Here is a 13,710-nt window from a genome sequence, read left to right on the forward strand (position 1 = left end):
CCTGCCCGAGCCGCTCCCGGGCAATGCGACACGGATTTCTCAGGCCGCCGGGTTGTCCGGGGCACGCCCGACCACCCGGGCGCGCGGGTCGCTCAGGCGGGCGGCGTGAACGACGTCGTGCGGGACATGCCGGCGGCGCGGCCCTTCGCGGAGATGACCAGGGCCATCTTGCGGGACGCCTCGTCGATCATCTCGTCGCCGAGCATGACGGCGCCGAGCTTGCCGCCGGCCTCCGAGGTGTAGTGCTCGTAGGCGTCGAGGATGAGCTCGGCGTGGTCGTAGTCGTCCTGGGCGGGCGAGTAGACCTCGTTGGCCGCGTCGATCTGCCCGGGGTGCAGCACCCACTTGCCGTCGAAGCCGAGCGCCGCGCTGCGGGTCGCCACCTCGCGGAACGCGTCGACGTCCCTGATCTGGAGGAACGGGCCGTCGATCGCCTGGAGGTCGTGCATCCGCGCGGCCATCAGGATGCGCATGAGGATGTAGTGGTACGGGTCGCCCGGGTACCCGGGGATGAGGCCGCCGACGACGAGCGACTTCATGTTGATCGACGCCATGAAGTCGGCCGGGCCGAAAATGATCGTCTCGATCCGCGGGGAGGCGGCCGCGATCGCGTCGACGTTGACGAGGCCGGCCGCGTTCTCGATCTGCGCCTCGATGCCGATCCTGCCGACCTCGAGCCCCATCGTCTTCTCGATCTGGGTGAGCGTCAGGTCCAGCCACTCGACCTGCCCCGCCGACTGGACCTTCGGCAGCATGATGCAGTCCAGGTTTTCGCCGGCGCCCTCGACGACCTCGATGACGTCGCGGTACGTCCACGGCGTGGTCAGGTCGTTGACCCGCACGACCCTGGTCTTGCCGCCCCAGTCGCCGTCGTTGAGCGCGGCCACGATGTTCTTGCGCGCGTCGGGCTTCGCCAGCGGCGCGACGGCGTCCTCGAGATCGAGGAACACCTGGTCGGCGGGGAGCCCCTGGGCCTTGTCGAGCATCTTGACGCTCGAGCCGGGGACGGCGAGGCAGGACCGGCGTGGGCGCATGGCGGTGCTCCTTAGGCTTCATTAAGGGGACCTTCGCCACGGTAGCCTCGTCGCGTGATGGCACAGAACGCACCTGTGGGAGATCTCACCGGCCGCACGGTGGTGATCACCGGTGCCAGCTCCGGGATCGGCCTGGCGGCCGCGGTCGACATGGCCCGGCGCGGCGCGCACGTCGTCCTCGTCGGCCGCGACCCGGACCGGCTGAACGCGGCGGTCGCCCAGGTGGCCGCCGCCGGTGGGCGCACTCCCCCGGCGTACCGGGCCGACTTCAGCCGCCTCGACGACGTGCACGTGCTGGTGGATCAGCTGCGCCAGCGGTACCAGCGGATCGACGCCCTCGCGAACAACGCCGGCGGTGTGGTGGCCGGGCACGCCCGCACCGTCGACGGCTTCGAGCCGACCATCCAGTCCAACCACCTGGCCGGGTTCCTGCTGAGCCACCTCCTGCGCGAGCAGCTGCGCAGCGGCCGGATCGTCAACACCGCCTCCGCCGCCCACTCGATGGGCGCGATCGACCCCGCCGACCTGCGGGGGGACCGCAAGGCGGGGATGTGGAAGCGGTACGGCGCGGCGAAGCAGGCCAACATCCTCTTCGCCGCGGAGGCGGCCCGGCGGTGGCCCGACATCATGTCGGCGAGCTACCACCCCGGCTTCGTGCGCAGCCGCTTCGGCGCCGGCGTCGGGGTGAACCTGATGTCGAAGGTGACGCCGTTCGCGAAGACGCCCGAGCAGGGCGCGGACACGCTCGTCTGGCTGGTGGCGACGCCCCGGCCGCAGCTCGTGTCGGGCGGCTACTACGAGAAGCGCAAGCTGATCAGGCCCAACGCGGCCACCGAGGACCCCCGGCTGGCGGCGCAGCTGTGGGACGCGAGCCTGGCCGCGGTCGGCTTCTGACGCCGCTCTTTCGTTACTTGGCGCCGCGAACCCTGTGCAGGCGGAAGGGGCGCTTCGGCAGGCGGGTCGCCGGGGAGGGCTTCGGCGGTGCGGCCTGCGAGTCGTCGGGCATCGGGACGAGCGGGGCGTCCTCGACCGGGGTGAGGCGGCTGACCACGCAGTCCGTGGCCCACCTGGTCGCGAGGTCGGCGCCGCCGTTGAGCCGCTTCCCGGCCAGCTGCGGCACGAGCTCAGCCCAGGCCTCCCCGGTCGGGTCCATGCGCTCCACCGCCGCGGTCCAGGTGACGATCCGGCCGCCGTGGTCGCCGCGGAGGGAGACCTCGACGGTGCCGGCCCCGGCCAGGCCGGGGGCGGACTGCTCGCCGGGGCCGCTCACGACCAGCAGCGACCCGCCGAGCCACGCGCACCAGACCAGGTAGGCCGGGCCGGCGCCGGGCACGGCGAGCCAGGCGACGGCGGCCTTCTTGGCGGCCTCTTCGACCAGCGGTTCCACGCCTGCCATCCAATCACAACGGTGGCCCGTCAGGTCGCCGTCGCCGCCCCGTTCAGCGGCGGGCGCGGGGAGCGGTCCTCGAACTCGGCAGAGGTGTAGGCCAGGGCCCGCAGGCCCGGCGGCCAGGAGGCCCAGCCGCCCTTGCGGAGCAGGGCGTCGAGGAACTGGGCGGCGGTCGGCAGATTGGCCCAGACCGCCGGCAGGAAGGTGGCGCGGCGGGCGCCGTCGGTCAGGATCAGGCCGTGCACCCCGGGCTCCAGGACCGCCAGCAGGGCCTCCCGGCTGCCGGCGGCGGGCAGGTCGGCGGGCTCGGTGAGGACGGAGACCTTGATGTCGAGCTCGGGCCAGTCGGCGGCGGTGACCGGCGGCACCCGCGGGTCGCGCATGGACCGCACCGCGTTGTCCACCACGTCGTGGTGCAGCGGGCGGGCCGGCTCGAGGCTGCCGACGCAGCCGCGGAGGGCGCCGGCCCGCTCGAGCGTCACGAAGGAGGCGCCGGGGTCGTGCAGGGCGCCCGTCGACGGGATGCGGAACATGAGGCGCTCGCCGGTGAGGCGGGCGCGGACGGCGGCCGCCGCGAGTCCGGCCAGCAGCCGTCCGTCCTTCGGCGACAGAAGCCCAGACGGCGCCGTCACCAGCCCAGCATAGGCGCGCCGATCGTCGCGGGCAGCGGCATACGGCCGGCGACCAGGTCGGGGATCTGGTCGAGGCTGGTGATGCGGGCGCCGTCCCAGTCGAGGTCGGCGTGGAAGGTGAGGTGCCCGCCGAGGTCGGGCGCGTCGAGCTGGACGGCGGTGAGGCCGAAGCGACGGGCGCCGGTGAGCTCGTGGCCGCCGCCGTCGCCCACGTACAGGCAGGCCTCGGGGTGGACGCCGAGGCGTTCGCAGGCCGTGCGGTACATCGCCGGATGTGGCTTGGCGTGGCCGACCTGCGACGAGTAGACGCCGGCGTCGAAGAGGCGGCCGATGGGGGTGCCGGGCAGGACGGTCGGGAGCTCGAACCAGCAGTCGCTGACGACGGCGGTGCGGATGCCCTGGTCGCGCAGCCAGCGCAGGACGGGCTCGGTCTCGGGGCGGGGTGACGCGTCCTGCTGGAGCGAGGCGATGCGCAGCTCGGCGGCCTCGCGCAGCTGGGCCGGCGTGGGCTCGACGCCGAGCTCGACGCACAGCGCGCGGAGACCCGCTAAGACGCTGCCGTAGGCGCCCTTGGCCCGCGCGTCGAAGGTGCGGTCGAGGAGGCTGAGCCACGCTCCGGGGTCGACGCCGAGCACCTCGGCGGTCCTGCGGTGGCCGTCACCGCGGACGACTGCGGTGGTGCATGTATTGAAGTAGTCGAAAAGGACAGCGTAAAACACCGTTCGGCCCTCCTGGCATCGTCCGAAAGTACGAGTGCAGACCGCTCCGGTCTACTGCCTAAGAGCGCTACCAAGTGTCGGATCGCTGACAATTTTCACCTAGTGACAACATCGGCGCATGCGCCAGATCGGGATAGCCGCAATTGTCGCCCTCACGGTCGCGATCATCGCGGTCTCGGCGTCGGCGCCGTTGATCGCCTACGCGGCCGCGCCCGCACTCGCGATCGCTTTCTGGCGCAACGCGCTCGGGGTCGCCGCGATCGCCCCGGTGGCCCTCACGGCGCGCCGCGAGGAGTTCCGGTCGCGGGCGATGCGCGTCAGCGCCGCGTCCGGCGTGCTGCTCGCGGTGCACTTCGCCACGTGGGTGCCCAGCGCCAAGCTGACGAGCGTCGCCATGTCGGTGGCGCTGGTGAGCACGACACCCATCTGGACATCGCTGATCTCCGTCGTGCGGGGAGTGCGGGTCCCGGCCGGCACGTGGGCCGGGGTGGGCGTCGCCGTCGTGGGCGTGACCCTGGCGACGGGCGCCGACCCGGACCTGTCGGGCCGCGCGCTGCTCGGTGACGCGCTCGCGCTGGCCGGCGGGATCGCGGCGGCCGGGTACACGATGCTCGGCGCCCACGCGCGGGGGACGATCTCGACCAGCACCTATGCGACCGTCTGTTACTCGGTCTGCGCGGCGCTGCTCGGGCTGGCGTGCCTGCTCGGCGGGCAGGAGCTGGGCGGCTACACCACGCGGACGTGGCTGGCGATCGTGGCGATGACCGCCGGCCCCCAGCTGCTCGGCCACACCCTGATCAACTACGCGCTGCGCCGGGTGCCGCCGACGACGGTCGCCGTGCTGCTCCTGCTGGAGGTGCCGGGCGCGCTGCTGCTGGCGTGGCTGATGCTCGACCAGCTGCCGGCGGCGCAGACACTGCCCGGCATCGCGCTGCTGCTCGCCGGCGTGACGATCGTGGTGGTCGGCGGCCGGCGCGCCTCGACGACAGCCTCGACGCCGGCTGAGGCGCCGGCCGCTTCACCCGGATCGGGTCAGCCCACGAACGGCGGCACGATCATCTCGCCGGAGGCGATCTGCACGACGTGGCCGGAGACGGTCGCGGACACCGCCTCGCCGCCGGTGGCGGTGATCGAGCAGCTCAGCAGCGAGGGCCGGCGCATCTCCGAGCCCTGACGGATCTGGTACCGGCTGAGCCCGTCACCCGGCAGCAGCCCCGACGCGACCAGCCACACCCCGAGCCCCATCGCCGCCGAGCCGGTCGCGGGATCCTCGGCGACGCCGGCGTCGGGGACGAGGACCCGTACATGAGCCTCGTGCCGCCCGGCGTCCCAGTGCAGGACGCTCAGGTTGTCGACGAGCCCGGCGGGCCGCAGCCGCCCCACCGCCTCGTCGGTCACAGACAGGAACGTGAACGGCAGCCCGCACCCGGCCCTGCGGGGCGCCGGCCCGACGAAGTCGGCCCCCGTCAGGCCGACGGCGGCGAGCAGCGGCGCCGGGTCGAGGGCCGGCTCGACGGTCGGAGTGCCGCCGGTGACGGTGGCGGTGCCGTGCACGTCGTCGATGGTGATCGGCAGCAGGCCCGCGCCGCACTCCATGATCACGTCGGTGGTCTTGACCAGGCCGTCGCGGTGCAGAGTGACGGCGCAACCGACGCTGGGGTGCCCGGCGAACGGCAGCTCGGTGCCCGGGGTGAAGATCCGCACCCGGTAGGTCGCCGCGGGCGTGGTCGGGCGCAGCACGAAGATCGTCTCGGACAGGTTGAACTCGAGGGCGATCGCCTGCATCTGCTCGCCGGCGAGGTGATCCGCGTCGAACACGATGGCGAGTGGGTTGCCGGTGAACGGCCGGTCGGTGAAGACGTCGACCACCTTGTACCGCAGCATGCTCATGCACTCGAGCCTAGGCGAGCGGGCAGGTGCGGGAGGCGGTCCAACGGCGAGCCGGTGGTCTTCTTCAGTAGTCTTGAACCTCGTGAGCACCGCGCCCAGGGTCTATGTCGCGCGCCTCGCCGGCCTGAGTGTGTTCGACCCGAACGGCGACCAGGTCGGGCGGGTGCGTGACGCGGTCGCGCGGGCCCGCACCGACGACCAGCCGCCGAGGGTCGTGGGGCTCGTCGCGGAGATGCCGATGCGGCGGCGGATCTTCCTGCCGATCGGCCGGATCACGGCGATGGAGCCCGACGCGGTGGTGCTCAACACCGGCACGCTCAACCTGCGCCGGTTCGAGAAGCGGCAGGGTGAGCTGCTGGTCCTGGAGGACTTCATCGACCGGCACGTGAGCATCCCGGCGACCGGCCGCACCGGCACGGTCGTGGACGTCGCGATGGAGGCCGACCGGACGGGGACCTGGGTGTTGAGCCGGGTCGCGGTCCGGGAGTTCAGCGGCCGGCTGACCCGCCGCGGTCACCTGAACCAGCTCGAGTGGGGTGAGGTCGTCGGGCTCGCCGGCACCCCGCACGCGCAGGGCACGGCCGGCATCCTCGCGGTGCTGGACAACATGCGCCCCGCCGACCTCGCGAACGTGCTGCAGGACCTGTCCGAGACCCGCCGCGTCGAGGTCGCGACCGCCCTGGACGACGAGCGGCTCGCCGACGTGCTGGAGGAGCTCCCCGAGCACGACCAGCTGGAGATCATGGCGGCGCTGGAGCCGGAGCGGGCCGCGGACGTGCTGGAGGAGATGGACCCCGACGACGCCGCCGACCTGCTCGCGGAGATGCCGAAGGGCGAGCAGGAGGTCCTGCTGGACCTCATGCAGCCCGACGAGGCGTCGCCGGTGCGGGCGCTGCTGGACTACCTGCCCGGCACCGCCGGGTCGGTGATGACGTCGGAGCCGATCGTCATGGCGCCGCACGAGACCGTCGCGGAGGCCCTCGCCCGCATCCGGGAGCCGCAGCTGTCACCCGCGGTGGCGGCGGGCGTCTTCGTGACCAGGCCGCCGATGGCGACGCCGACCGGGCGGTACCTCGGCGTCGTGCACTTCCAGCGGCTGCTGCGCGAACCGCCGTCGGCGCTGCTCGGCGGCGTCGTGGACAACGACATCAAACCGCTCGCGCCGCAGGCCACGCTCGGCGAGATCACCCGGCGGATGGCGACGTACAACCTGGTGGTCATGCCGGTCATCGACGACAACGACCGGCTCCTCGGCGCCGTCACCGTCGACGACGTGCTGGACCATCTGCTGCCCGAGGACTGGCGCGACCGGGAGCACGCCGCCTCCATGTCGTCGGGCTCCTCCGGCCCCGCCGGACGGGCGCTCGATCATGGCTGACCGGCGGCGGCTCGACCAGCCGCGGGAGCCGGGGCGCCTGAAGCTGCCCCGCTTCGACCCGGAGGCGTTCGGGCAGTGGTCCGAGGGGATCGCGCGGTTCATGGGGACCGCGAAGTTCCTCGTGTACATGACGGTCTTCATCCTCGTGTGGGTCGTGTGGAACACGCTCGCGCCGAGGACGTGGCAGTTCGACCCGTACACGTTCACGTTCCTGACCCTGATCCTGTCGCTGCAGGCGTCCTACGCGGCGCCGCTGATCCTGCTCGCGCAGAACCGGCAGGCGGACCGGGACCGGCTCGCCTCCGAGGAGGACCGCCGGCGGGCCGCGGCGCAGAAGGCGGACACCGAGTACCTGGCGCGGGAGATCGCGTCACTGCGGATCGCCGTCGGTGAGATCGCCACCCGGGACTTCCTGCGCTCGGAGCTGGCGCGGATGAGCGAGGAGCTGGACGAGGCCGCGGTGCGCCGGGCGAAGCTGGAGCGGAAGAAGGCGAAGAAGACGCTGGACGAGCCGGTGGAGGAGGACACCTTCGACCCCGGCGACGACCCGCCCCGCCGGCGCGCCCGCTCCACCCGCTGACCCTATGTGCCGCTTTTGCCGTTTTTGTCGCTTGTACTGCGTGTCAGTGCGCTCTCGCTGCCACGAGAAGACCCTCTCCGAGGGGCAGGATCGCCGGCACCCACGCGTCGCTGTCCCTGATGGCCTTGACGGCCTCCCTGAGCAGGACGGTCTCCGCGTCGCGGATCGTGGGGTCGCTGACCCGGCCGCCGCCGAGCGCGCCGGCGAGCACCAGGGTCCCTCCAGGGCGCAGGAGCCGCTCCGCCGCCGCGGTCACGGCCGCGTACTCGCTCGGGTCGTGGTCGACGAACACCAGGTCATAGGCGCGGTCGGCGAGCCGGGGCAGGACGTCCAGGGCGCGGCCGCTGATGATCCGGGTCCGCGACGGCGGGTTGCCGGCGGCGGCGAACACCCGCCTCGCGACCCGCTGGTGCTCCGGCTCGAGGTCGATCGTGGTGAGGACCCCATCGCGGCGCATGCCGCGCAGCAGCCACCCGCCGCTCACCCCCGTGCCGGTGCCCACGTCGACGACGGCCTTCGCGTTGCTGACCGCGGCGACGACCCGCAGCGCCGCGCCCTCACCCCGGCTGACGCTGGAGATGCCCAGCTCGGCGGCCTGCTCGCGGGCCGCGGTGAGCACGGGGTCCTCCAGCACGTAGCCGTCGACGAAGTCGGCGAACTGCTGCGCTGCTCTGACGGACGGGGGGATGTCGCACCTCCATGAGACGTCGATCCCCGCAAGCCTAGGAGACCTCGCCCTCACGTGTGGGATGCCGGCCCGTGTAATGCTGGATGCGAAACGGACGGAGGAGCCGATCGTGACAGACGGTTCGGCCTGGCGTCAGCCTGGCCACGGCGCATCGACCAGCCCCGCTGGCTGGCCGATGCCGCCCGCGCAGCCACGACCGCAGCCCGCCCCGGGCAGCTGGTGGTCCGACGCCCTCGCCGACCCGTGGCGGGACCCTGACGCGCAGGTCGTCGTGGTCAAGACGCCGGCGGACGAGCCGCCGGCGCTGGAGAAGGTCCCGCCGCCCGGCCCCGCACCGCGGGCCGGCCTCGGGCTGGTCCTGATGGTGTCGATCATCACCGCCCTGCTCGCCGGCGCGCTCGGCGGCACCCTCGGCTACGTGTTCGCCGGCGGTGGCGGTGGCGTCCTGGGTGGATCCACGCTCGGCGGCAACCCGCCGCTGAACGGCCGCCCGCCGGACACCGTCGCCGCCCTCGCGAAGAAGGTCCTCCCCAGCGTCGTCACGATCAGCATGCGGGTGGGCGCCGGCACGTCCCTGGGCTCCGGCTTCGTGGTGTCCAACGACGGCTACGTCATCACCAACAACCACGTGGTGCAGGGTGGCAACGGCTCCGCCACGGTCCGCTTCACCGACGCCTCGGTCGCCCCGGCCTCCGTCGTCGGCAGCGACGACGAGTCCGACATCGCCGTGCTGAAGATCGACACCGCCGGCCTGCCCGACGACCAGCTGAAACCCGTCGAGTTCGGCGACTCCGACCAGCTGCAGGTCGGCGACCCGGTCGTCGCGGTCGGCGCCCCGCTCGGCCTGACCAGCACGGTCACGTATGGCGTGGTCAGCTACCTCGACCGTCCCATCCGTACCAGCGAGGGCGGCACCGCCCGCTACTACTCGGCGATCCAGACCGACGCGGCCGTCAACCAGGGCAACTCCGGCGGCCCGCTCTTCGACGGCGCCGGCCGTGTCGTCGGCATCAACTCCGTGATCGGCACCCTCTCCGAGGACCAGGCGACGGCCGGCAACGTGGGCCTCGCGTTCGCCATCCCGATCAACCACGCCCGCCGCGTGGCCCAGGACGTCATCAACACCGGCAAGGCCCGACGCACTGTGATGGGTGTCTCACCCGACCCGAGCTACCGCAACCCCGCGGGCGGCGCCCGCCTCGCCTCCGTCGAAGCCAACGGCCCGGCCGCCGGCGGCGGTCTGCACGCCGGCGACGTCATCCTCGCCGTCAACGGCAAGCCCGTGGAGGAGTTCTGGGACCTGACGGCCCTCATCCGCAAGTACGCTCCCGGCGCGGTCGTCGAGATCCAGTACCTGCGCGGCACCACCAAGGAGAAGACCTCGGTGACCCTGGTCGCCGACGCGAAGTGACCGGTGGGCCCTCCCCGCGGGGGCCACGGGTGCGTAGGCTGGCGGGCGAGAGCAAGGAGGCCGGCAATGGGCTTGGAAAACCTCGGTGGCTGGGAGTTCATCGTCATCATCCTGGTGGGGCTGTTCATCTTCGGCCCCGACCGGCTGCCGAAGGCGATCAGCGACGGCATGCGCATGCTCCGCAACGTCCGCCAGATGGCCCGCAACGCCACCGGTGACCTGAGCCGCGAGCTCGGCACCGACATCCAGCTCGAGGACCTCCACCCGAAGGCCTTCCTGCGCAAGCACCTGCTGAGCGAGGCCGACGAGGCCGCCCTGCGCCGTCCTCTCCAGGACATCGTCGGCGAGGTCCGCGGCGTCGCCGACTCGGTCAAGCGCGACGCGGAGGCGGCCGCCAAGGGCATCAACGCCACGGCGACCCCTGCGGCGACCCCCACGGCGGCGCCCACGTCGCTCACCAAGTCGGCCGCGACCCCCGCCCCGGCTCCGGCCCGCCCCTCCTGGGACGACGTCACCTGACGCCTGCCGGCCGTTCTTCGCGAGGCTTCGGCCTCACATGCGGACAGACCGCCTGCGACCAGTTATCGGCGCAGGCGGTCTCTCGTACAGTGGCCGCGGTTGTCGCTCTTGAGATCAGCGACCGGCGGGCTTGAGGCCGAGCGGTTTACCGACGAGGCTCTCCCGGCGCACGGCGAGGCGGTCGGCGACGGTGATCAGCGCGGCCGCGGCGGGTGCCGACGGGTCGGACAGCACGAGCGGGAGACCGGCGTCGCCACCCTCGCGCAGGCGCGTGTCGAGCGGGATCTGGCCCAGCACCGGGACCTTCGCGCCGACGGCCCGGCTCAGCGACTCCGCGACCTGCGCGCCACCGCCGCTGCCGAACAGCTCCATGCGCTGGCCGTCGGGCAGCTCCAGCCAGGACATGTTCTCCACGACGCCGACGATGCGCTGGTGCGTCTGCAGGGCGATGGAGCCCGCGCGCTCCGCGACCTCGGCCGCGGCGGCCTGCGGGGTCGTCACGACCAGGATCTCCGCCGACGGCAGCAGCTGCGCCAGGGAGATCGCCACGTCACCGGTGCCCGGCGGGAGGTCCAGCAGGAGGACGTCCAGGTCGCCCCAGTAGACGTCGGCGAGGAACTGCTGCAGCGCCCGGTGCAGCATCGGCCCGCGCCACACCACCGCCGCGTTGCCGGGCGTGAACATCCCGATCGAGATGACCTTCACCCCGTGCGCCGACGGCGGCATGATCATCGACTCGACCTGCGTGGGCCGGCCGTCCGCGCCGAGCATCCGCGGCACCGAGTGGCCGTAGATGTCCGCGTCGACGACGCCGACCTTGAGCCCCTTCGCGGCGAGCGCCGCCGCCAGGTTGACCGTCACGCTCGACTTGCCGACGCCGCCCTTGCCGCTGGCGACCGCGTAGACCCTGGTCCGCGAGCCCGGCTGGGCGAACGGGATGACCGGCTCCTGCACGTCACCGCGCAGGCTGCTCTGCAGCTCCTTGCGCTGCTCGGGCGTCATGACCCCGAAGTCGACCTCGACCCCGGTGACCCCTTCGACCGCGCCGACCGCGGCGGTGATGTCGGTCCGCAGCTTGTCCTTCAGCGGGCAGCCGGCCACCGTGAGCAGCAGCCCGATCACCGCGACGCCGTCAGGGCGCAGCACGACCTCGCGCACCATACCGAGCTCGGTGATCGGTCGGCGGATCTCGGGGTCGTCGACGGTCGACAGGGCGGCGGCGATCGCGGCTTCGACGGTGGTGGCCGGGGCTGACATGCCGCTATCGTACGTCGGCCACCGCCGCTGTTCAGGCGGCCAGCCCGTGGGTCGTAACGCATCACACTCACCCGAACGGTGACGGGGTTGTCCCGCGTCCGCGGCGGTGGCAACATCGTTGTCAGCCGCGCGCCTCGCCCCTTGAGGCGCGCGGCTTTTCCGTCCCCGGAATTGTCGTACCCCTGTTCGAAAATGGGGGCATGACAGCACTCGGCACGACCACCAGCACCGTCCTGTCCGCCACGGCACCGTTCGACCTCGCCAGCTCGCTACGCGCCATGGAGTCCTTCGCCCCCTGCAGCGGCGACCAGCTCGTCACCGCCGGCCGCGCCCGCCGCGCGTTCCTGCACCCGTCCGACCCGACCCGCGCCGTCGTCGCTGAGGTCACTGCCCGCGACGACGGGCTCCCGGGCGTCGCGCTCACCGTGTTCAGCGACGGCGAGCTGAGACCCGGGGAGACCGAGGCGGTCGGCGACCGGGTCAGCGACTGGCTGAGCCTCCGCGACGACCGCGCCACGTTCCTGCGCATGGCCCGCGCCGACCCGGCCATGACCTCGATCCTCGCCACCACCGAAGGCCTGCACCAGGTCCGTTTCGCCTCGTTCACCGAGGCCGCCGTCTTCTACACGCTCGTGCACCACTCCGCCCACTGGTTCGCCAAGGCGTACAAGCGCCGCCTCCTCACCGACCACGGCCCGCACGGCATTGTCGACGGCGTCCGCTATGCCGCGTTCCCGCCGATGTCCACGCTGGTGGCGCTCGGCGTCAAGGGCCTCACGCCCTATGCCAGCAACACGCTGAGCGCCCGCCGCGTCCACGCCGTGCTGACCGCCCTGAGCAGCCTCGACGAGCACCGGCTGCGCACCGCCCCGGCCGACGAGGTCTATGACACGCTGCTGTCCGTGCGCGGCATCGGTCCCTTCACCGCCCACGCCCTGCTCCTGCGCGCCCTCGGCCACCCCGACCGCGCTCCCCTCGAGATGCGCCAGCACCTCACCTCCGCCGAGTCGGTCTACGGCACTCCCGCTCCTTCCCCGGCCGAGCTCCGCGAGTGGTATGGCGCCACGATCGGCTGGTGGGCCTACACCGTCCGCACCGCCTTGGACTGGCTCGACCAGGACCGCCGCGCCGCAGCCCGCTCCGCCCGCTCCCCCGGCCGGGCGCCCCGCACGCCGTATCTCCTGCGCCAGACCAAGGGCGAGCTGAGCACCTCCCTCACCGCGACGACGCGACCAGCACCACCGGCGCCCGCCCTGCACGCCGCCGCACCCCACGACGACCACCCAGCCGCCCACGCCTCCTGACCCGCCCAGCGCCCGGCACCCTGCGCTTGTCCGGCCGACCCGGACACTTCCCCCACCGCTCATGCCGGTGGCCGGCACTCCGGTGCCCGGCCACCGGCGACGGCCGTCTGCGGGCGTTCCGGTCGTCCGCGCTCGCCTGGCTGTTCCCGCCTCACACCCACCATCACGGCGCTGGGTCATCACGCGTCCCAACTCCCTAACGCGCCAACCTTCCCGACTTCCCGTCTGACTCCCGACGCCGCGCCTTCCCGCCTTCTTGAAGACGATCCGTCGCCTTGCCCAGCCACTTTGACTGCCGCGGCGCGATCGCGTTGTCGGGCTCTCAGATCGCTGCCCGCCTGCTCGATTTGTCGAGTTCTCAGGTCGCCACCCCGCGCCCGCAAGCACCCGGAGCCGAGCCCCACCCGGCACCACTCAGTCCTCCTCCCGCCGCAACTCCCCGACCCACCCAACCCACGACCCGGCACCCGACGTCCACCGACCACCCGACCGGCCCCTCGGCCCTCGGAGCTGCCCCGGTTGCCGAATTCCTGGGGCATGCCCGTTTCGCCGGATTCTCAGATCGCTCCACCACTGCACGCCGACAAGCGGGGGCGAGTCAGCCACCAGCACCGTCCAGCCGTCGCCAGTCACAGCTCGGCGGCCACCCAACCCACAGGCTCGCGCCCCGACGCCCCGGCCGTCCTGCCCGCGCTCCAGCCTCACGGGCCTGCCCTGGTTGCCTGACCGCTACGGACGACCGTTTTGCCGGGCTCTCAGGCTGCATCGCCTCCCGGGATCACAGCCGCTGCCGCGGTACTGCACGGACCTCACACCTCGGGTCCGACATGTCCCGACCTGCTGCCGGCGCTCGCCGCCCGGTTGGCGCCACACGATCGGCGTCTCGGCCCGGGTAGCAGCCGGCAGGT

General features: G+C 72.7%; 13 protein-coding genes and 1 pseudogene. 7 read left to right on the forward strand and 7 right to left on the reverse strand.

Going from position 1 to position 13,710, the window contains the following annotated elements; translation table 11 throughout:
- Positions 1-92: 92 nt before the first annotated feature.
- Complete coding sequence (locus ACQEVZ_RS22385) at positions 93-1,034, reverse strand: HpcH/HpaI aldolase/citrate lyase family protein (RefSeq protein ID WP_344512143.1); 942 nt, start codon at positions 1,032-1,034, stop codon at positions 93-95.
- A gap of 57 nt (positions 1,035-1,091) precedes the next feature.
- Between ACQEVZ_RS22385 and ACQEVZ_RS22390 the strand changes: the two genes are divergently transcribed.
- Entirely contained in the window at positions 1,092-1,928 is an 837-nt protein-coding gene (locus ACQEVZ_RS22390; RefSeq protein WP_433376915.1) for an SDR family NAD(P)-dependent oxidoreductase, read from the forward strand.
- Positions 1,929-1,941: 13 nt separating this feature from the next.
- Here ACQEVZ_RS22390 and ACQEVZ_RS22395 read toward each other — a convergent pair whose 3' ends face one another.
- From ACQEVZ_RS22395 to ACQEVZ_RS22405, 3 genes are read right to left on the reverse strand one after another with little or no spacing between them, the layout of a single operon-like run.
- Positions 1,942-2,430: a hypothetical protein gene (locus tag ACQEVZ_RS22395; RefSeq protein ID WP_433369532.1), complete on the reverse strand. Its 489-nt coding sequence runs from the start codon at positions 2,428-2,430 to the stop codon at positions 1,942-1,944.
- Between the two features lie 20 nt (positions 2,431-2,450).
- The gene (amrA, locus tag ACQEVZ_RS22400; protein ID WP_433369535.1) at positions 2,451-3,056 is read right to left on the reverse strand and encodes an AmmeMemoRadiSam system protein A; all 606 of its coding nucleotides are present in this window, start codon (positions 3,054-3,056) and stop codon (positions 2,451-2,453) included.
- Positions 3,053-3,775 carry an HAD family hydrolase gene (locus ACQEVZ_RS22405; RefSeq protein WP_433369538.1) on the reverse strand — a complete coding sequence of 241 codons (723 nt, stop codon included), beginning with the start codon at positions 3,773-3,775 and terminating at the stop codon, positions 3,053-3,055. The genes amrA and ACQEVZ_RS22405 overlap by 4 nt, the downstream gene beginning before the upstream one ends.
- Positions 3,776-3,877: 102 nt before the next feature.
- On the opposite strand from ACQEVZ_RS22405, the pseudogene ACQEVZ_RS22410 reads away from it, so the two are divergent.
- Positions 3,878-4,754: pseudogene (locus ACQEVZ_RS22410) on the forward strand (DMT family transporter); the annotation flags it as partial.
- A gap of 53 nt (positions 4,755-4,807) precedes the next feature.
- Here ACQEVZ_RS22410 and ACQEVZ_RS22415 read toward each other — a convergent pair.
- Positions 4,808-5,665, reverse strand: a complete 858-nt coding sequence (locus tag ACQEVZ_RS22415; RefSeq protein WP_433369541.1) for a PhzF family phenazine biosynthesis protein — start codon at positions 5,663-5,665, stop codon at positions 4,808-4,810.
- A gap of 82 nt (positions 5,666-5,747) precedes the next feature.
- Between ACQEVZ_RS22415 and ACQEVZ_RS22420 the strand changes: the two genes are divergently transcribed.
- Entirely contained in the window at positions 5,748-7,043 is a 1,296-nt protein-coding gene (locus ACQEVZ_RS22420) for a magnesium transporter MgtE N-terminal domain-containing protein (protein WP_433369544.1), read from the forward strand.
- Positions 7,036-7,623, forward strand: coding sequence for a DUF1003 domain-containing protein (locus ACQEVZ_RS22425; protein WP_344512129.1), 588 nt, complete (start codon positions 7,036-7,038; stop codon positions 7,621-7,623). The genes ACQEVZ_RS22420 and ACQEVZ_RS22425 overlap by 8 nt, the downstream gene beginning before the upstream one ends.
- A gap of 43 nt (positions 7,624-7,666) precedes the next feature.
- On the opposite strand, the gene ACQEVZ_RS22430 is transcribed toward ACQEVZ_RS22425, so the two are convergent.
- Positions 7,667-8,257, reverse strand: coding sequence for an O-methyltransferase (locus ACQEVZ_RS22430; RefSeq protein WP_344512128.1), 591 nt, complete (start codon positions 8,255-8,257; stop codon positions 7,667-7,669).
- A 163-nt stretch (positions 8,258-8,420) separates the two neighbouring features.
- Here ACQEVZ_RS22430 and ACQEVZ_RS22435 point away from each other — a divergent pair, with 163 nt between their 5' ends.
- Both ACQEVZ_RS22435 and ACQEVZ_RS22440 read left to right on the forward strand, forming a co-directional pair.
- Positions 8,421-9,722, forward strand: a complete 1,302-nt coding sequence (locus tag ACQEVZ_RS22435) for a S1C family serine protease (protein ID WP_433369547.1) — start codon at positions 8,421-8,423, stop codon at positions 9,720-9,722.
- Between the two features lie 66 nt (positions 9,723-9,788).
- Positions 9,789-10,241 (forward strand): twin-arginine translocase TatA/TatE family subunit, encoded by a 453-nt coding sequence (locus ACQEVZ_RS22440; protein ID WP_354901426.1) that lies wholly within the window; start codon positions 9,789-9,791, stop codon positions 10,239-10,241.
- Between the two features lie 114 nt (positions 10,242-10,355).
- Here the strand turns inward: ACQEVZ_RS22440 and ACQEVZ_RS22445 are convergent, their stop codons facing one another.
- Positions 10,356-11,498: an Mrp/NBP35 family ATP-binding protein gene (locus ACQEVZ_RS22445; RefSeq protein ID WP_433369550.1), complete on the reverse strand. Its 1,143-nt coding sequence runs from the start codon at positions 11,496-11,498 to the stop codon at positions 10,356-10,358.
- Between the two features lie 200 nt (positions 11,499-11,698).
- Here ACQEVZ_RS22445 and ACQEVZ_RS22450 point away from each other — a divergent pair, with 200 nt between their 5' ends.
- Positions 11,699-12,802 (forward strand): hypothetical protein, encoded by a 1,104-nt coding sequence (locus ACQEVZ_RS22450; RefSeq protein ID WP_433369553.1) that lies wholly within the window; start codon positions 11,699-11,701, stop codon positions 12,800-12,802.
- Positions 12,803-13,710: the final 908 nt, after the last annotated feature.

It is taken from the genome of Dactylosporangium sp. CA-152071 (assembly GCF_050936335.1).
Lineage (GTDB): Bacteria > Actinomycetota > Actinomycetes > Mycobacteriales > Micromonosporaceae > Dactylosporangium > Dactylosporangium maewongense.